Source organism: Lutibacter sp., assembly GCF_040883305.1.
Classification (GTDB): Bacteria; Bacteroidota; Bacteroidia; order Flavobacteriales; family Flavobacteriaceae; genus Lutibacter.
The window spans coordinates 1-3,172 of record NZ_JBFLKT010000078.1 but is presented as its reverse complement, the minus strand read 5'-3'; the positions used below and the strand labels follow the sequence as shown (position 1 = coordinate 3,172).

Annotated in this window: 3 protein-coding genes; all 3 read right to left on the bottom strand. The window is 33.5% G+C overall.

The features are described 5' to 3' along the window. On the bottom strand, positions 1 to 227 hold a 227-nt coding region (locus AB1Z17_RS02490; RefSeq protein WP_368050210.1), incomplete at its 3' end, for a 2Fe-2S iron-sulfur cluster-binding protein. Between the two features lies 1 nt (position 228). Continuing rightward, positions 229 to 2,232, bottom strand: a complete 2,004-nt coding sequence (locus tag AB1Z17_RS02485; protein ID WP_368050209.1) for a fumarate reductase/succinate dehydrogenase flavoprotein subunit — start codon at positions 2,230 to 2,232, stop codon at positions 229 to 231. Between the two features lie 12 nt (positions 2,233 to 2,244). After that, positions 2,245 to 2,922: a succinate dehydrogenase cytochrome b subunit gene (locus tag AB1Z17_RS02480; protein ID WP_368050208.1), complete on the bottom strand. Its 678-nt coding sequence runs from the start codon at positions 2,920 to 2,922 to the stop codon at positions 2,245 to 2,247. Positions 2,923 to 3,172 lie beyond the last annotated feature (250 nt).

The following is a 3,172-nucleotide window of genomic DNA, read 5'->3' as shown; positions in this document are numbered from 1 at the left end:
TCTCCATTAATATGAAGTGAGCACATTCCGCAAATACCTTCTCTACAGTCGTGATCAAAGGCAATTGGAACTTCATTTTTTTCAACCAAACTTTCGTTCAATACGTCCATCATTTCTAAAAACGACATATGTTCTGAAATATCGGTAACTTTATATTCGACCATTTGACCTTTATCTTGTGGCCCTTTTTGTCTCCAAATTTTTAACGTTAAATTCATAATGTCTATCTTATTTGTATGAACGAGTTTTTAATTCGATATCTTTAAATTCTAATTGTTCTTTATGCAAAATAGCTTCACTAGGTTTTCCTGAATATTCCCAAGCTGCTACATATGCAAAGTTTTTATCATCACGCAATGCTTCGCCATCTTCGGTAACGTATTCTTCACGGAAATGACCTCCACAAGATTCGTTTCTTTCTAAAGCATCTTTTGCAAATAACTCACCTAATTCTAAGAAATCAGCTACTCTACCAGCTTTTTCTAATTCAGGATTTAATTCATTTAAATCTCCAGGAACTTTAACGTTCTTCCAGAAATCTTCACGAATGTCTTGAATTTCTTTAATAGCTTCTTTTAAGTGCTTTTCATTACGAGCCATTCCTACTTTATTCCACATAACTAATCCTAGTTTTTTATGGTAATAATCTACAGAATGTGTTCCTTTATTATTGATAAAGAACTCTAACTTATCTTTAATTTCTTTTTCAGCAGCATCAAACTCTTTAGAATCTGTTGGAATTTTCCCTGTTCTAATGTCGTCTGCTAAATAATCACCAATTGTATAAGGCAATACAAAATAACCGTCAGCCAAACCTTGCATTAATGCAGAAGCTCCTAAACGATTGGCTCCGTGATCAGAGAAGTTTGCCTCACCAATGCAGTATAAACCAGGAACTGTTGTCATTAAATTATAATCAACCCAAACACCACCCATTGTGTAGTGTGTTGCAGGATAAATCATCATTGGTGTTTTGTATGGATTCTCATCTATAATTTTCTCATACATTTGGAATAAGTTACCATATTTAGCTTCAATAACTCCTTCACCTAACTTAATAATTTCTTCTTTAGAAGCATTGTCTATTCCTTTAATTTTTGCTTGCTCTGAACCATAGCGGTAAATTGCAGCAGCAAAATCTAAATACACAGCTTCACCAGTAGCATTTACACCAAAACCAGCATCGCAACGTTCTTTTGCAGCTCTCGATGCAACATCACGTGGTACTAAGTTTCCGTATGCAGGATACCTTCTTTCTAAATAGTAATCTCTATCTTCTTCAGCTAATGCTGTTGGTTTTAATTTTCCTTCTTGAATAGCTTTGGCATCTTCAATTTTTGCAGGCACCCAAATTCTACCATCGTTACGTAATGATTCTGACATTAACGTTAATTTAGATTGGTAATCTCCTGAACGTGGAATACACGTTGGGTGAATTTGTGTCATACAAGGATTTGCAAAAAATGCTCCTTTTTTATGAACTTTCCAAGCTGCAGTCGCATTAGAACCCATTGCGTTGGTTGATAAGAAATATACATTTCCGTAACCACCAGTTGCAATAACTACTGCATGGGCTGAATGACGCTCTATTTCACCAGTAACCAAATCACGTGCAATAATACCTCTTGCTTTTCCGTCAACTTTTACAACGTCTAACATTTCGTGACGATTGAACATTTCAATCTTTCCACGAGCAATTTGACGGTTCATTGCAGCATAACAACCTAATAATAATTGTTGCCCTGTTTGTCCTTTAGCATAAAAAGTTCTTGAAACTAATACACCTCCAAACGAGCGGTTATCAAGTAATCCGCCGTAATCACGTGCAAAAGGAACTCCTTGTGCCACACATTGATCAATAATAGCTCCTGATACTTCAGCTAAACGAAAAACGTTTGCTTCACGTGAACGATAATCTCCTCCTTTTACTGTATCGTAAAATAAACGATAGTTAGAATCACCATCATTTTGATAATTTTTTGCTGCGTTGATACCTCCTTGGGCTGCAATAGAATGCGCTCTTCGAGGAGAATCTTGATAAGCAAATGCTTTTACATTATATCCTAATTCTGCTAACGATGCCGCTGCAGAACCTCCTGCCAAACCAGTTCCAACTACAATAATATCAATATTACGTTTGTTTGCTGGGTTAACAAGATTTACATTTTCTTTATAGGTTGTCCATTTATCTTTAATTGGACCTTCTGGTACTCTTGAGTTTAAAGTAGTCATATTCTCGTAAGATTAATGGTTAAAATGGTGGCATAAAGCAATTATAATAAATCCTAAAGGAATTACAATTGAATAAATAACACCTAAATTCTTAACGCATTTTGTGTATTTATTATTAAAACCAATTGATTGAAAAGCAGATTGAAAACCGTGTGCTAAATGCAAGCCTAAGAAAATAAATGCTACAACATACGCTGCAACTCTCCAAATTGGCACAAATTTATGTTGCAACTCTTCGAAATAACGATAACCTTCTTGCCCAGGTAAAACACCGCTCATATCTCCTAAGACATATTTAGTATTAATTTCTGGAATCCAAAAATCGATAAAATGTAAAACAATAAATGCTAAAATAGCTGCGCCACTAAAAACCATGTTTCTTGACATCCAAGAAGCACTCGCTGCGCCATTAAATTTTGCATACTTAACATTTCTCGCTCTTTTATTCCTTAACTCTAAAACAAATCCCATAACAAAATGAAATACAACTCCGAAAATCAATACAGGTTGCATAGCAAACTGAATTAATGGATTTGTTCCCATAAAATGAGAAAGCTCATTAAATAAATCTTCGCTAAACAACGAGGTTAAATTTACCGCTAAATGAATAATTAGAAAAATAATTAGAAAAAGTGCTGATAACGCCATAGCTACTTTTCTTGCAATTGATGAAGATATAAATCCGCTCATTTTTATTAATTTTTTTTAAAAAGCAAAGATACTATTTAGTTTTTGTTAAAAAACACAAATTTATTGACTTTACTTATTTATAATCATTTTAAATATAGTTTTAAAAAAAATTATAAATTAGTAAACTTTAAAACTTAAACAATCCAACTGGCATGAAAAATCTTGTTTTATTCATTTTATTGATTTCACTATCTTTAAGTGCGCAACAAATTGACCTCAACAAACTAAAAGAACTAAAAACAAGAGCAAT